The sequence below is a fragment of the Thermomonas sp. genome, from assembly GCF_025993755.1.
In the GTDB taxonomy this organism is placed as follows: Bacteria; Pseudomonadota; Gammaproteobacteria; order Xanthomonadales; family Xanthomonadaceae; genus Thermomonas.
The window spans coordinates 1-1,660 of the sequence record NZ_JAMQHN010000008.1 but is presented as its reverse complement, the minus strand read 5'-3'; the positions used below and the strand labels follow the sequence as shown (position 1 = coordinate 1,660).

The window sequence follows — 1,660 nt, the reverse complement described above, 5'->3', positions numbered from 1 at the left end:
GTTCTCGCCGCCTGACAGCCCCTCCCAGCCCTTGTCCAGACTTTCCAGCCGCGACGCGGTGTTCACCGTGTCGCCGATCACCGTATACTCGAGCCGCTTGCTGCTGCCCAGGCTGCCGGCGACGACCGGTCCGGAATTGATGCCGATGCGGATCGCGATCGGCGGCAGCCCCCGCGTCGCCCAGCGCGCATTGAGCGCCTCCAGCGCCTCGCCCATGGCGAGAGCGCAATCCACCGCCCGCATCGCATCGGTCGCCACCTCCGCCTCGCTGCCTCGCGGCAGGGGCGCGCCGAAGATCGCCATGACCGCGTCGCCGATGAACTTGTCCACCATGCCGCCGTGGGCGATCACCAGATCGGCCATCGCACCAGTGTATTCGTTGAGCCAGTCCATCAGCGCCTCGGCCGACAGCCGCTCGGAAATGGTGGTGAAGCCGCGAATGTCGGAAAACAGCACCGTCACTTCCAGTCGTCGCGGCAGAGGACGGCCGCTGCCGGAGAGGAACGCCTCGTGGTTGTTCCAGATCTCCTCCGCCACCTCGCCGGATACGTGGCGCGAAAAAAGCTGCATGAGTTGGTCGCGCTGACGGCGTTCGATGACCGTCAGGTAAGTGACGTTCAACAAGGCCGCCGCGGCCCAGCCCAGCATGGGCGGCACGACCGGCACCCACAGGCGCTGTCCCATGCCGGCATACCCGGCCGCATAGATCGCGGCAATGCCGCAGACGAAACCCAGGCCGAAGCGGGCGGGGTGGCGCAGGCCGAAGCCGACCAGTCCGCCGAGCGCGCAGCACAGCGCGATCCAGGCCGCCTCCTGGAACTCCGGCAGCGTGCGCAGCGGCGGCACGCCGTCCACCGCCATGCGCAGCAACTGGCCGGCGATGTGTCCGTGCAGGGTGATCCCGTGCACCGTCACCTCGGCGTGGCTGCCGCTGCTGAAGGGGGTGGCGAAGAAATCTTTCACGCTCTGTCCGGCGACGCCGAAAATGACGATCCGCCCGCGCAGCACACCGGCCGCGAGGCGATCGTCCAGCACGTCCGAGAGCGTCAACCGCTCGAAGGGCACCGGTCCGCCCGCGTAATCCAGCAAGAACTGATAACCGGCCGCGTCCGCGCCGACATAGCCGCCGTCATCCGGTTCGAGCGGCGGCAAGCCGTGCGGGCCCAGCCGCAAGTGCTGCGGATTGTCCGGATCGGCCTCGATGACGATGCCACGGGGCGTCATGTAGAGCAGTGCCAGCCGCAGGGCGAAGCCGGTATACGCCGCCTCGCCGTCGTCCAGAAAAAGCAGCCCGCGGCGGACGACATCCGCCCGATCCAGAACCACGTCCGCGAAGCCGACACGCTCCGGTCCGAGGAAGGGCGGCGGCGGAATCTCGCCCTTGCTGCCGTCGCCGATCTTGGCGACCGCGACGATGTTCGGATGGCGCAGCATGACCTGCTCGAAAGCCTCGCCGCCCTCGCCACGCGGCAGGTCGCGATACAGGTCGATGCCGATGGCGGCCGGCTGCTGCGCCTCCAGCTTCTCCAGCGTGCGGGCCAGCAGACCGTCGGATAGCGGCCAGCCCCAGCGATTCATGTCATCATCGCAGGCGCCGACCAGGACGATGCGCGCGTCGGCGGGCTGCGCCAGGGCGCGGCCGCGCAGGAAATGGTCGTAG

At 68.8% G+C, this 1,660-nt stretch carries 1 protein-coding gene; it reads right to left on the bottom strand.

Annotated features, from left to right (window positions below):
- On the bottom strand, window positions 1-1,660 hold a 1,660-nt coding region (locus tag Q0X16_RS00665), incomplete at both ends, for an adenylate/guanylate cyclase domain-containing protein (protein WP_297829549.1).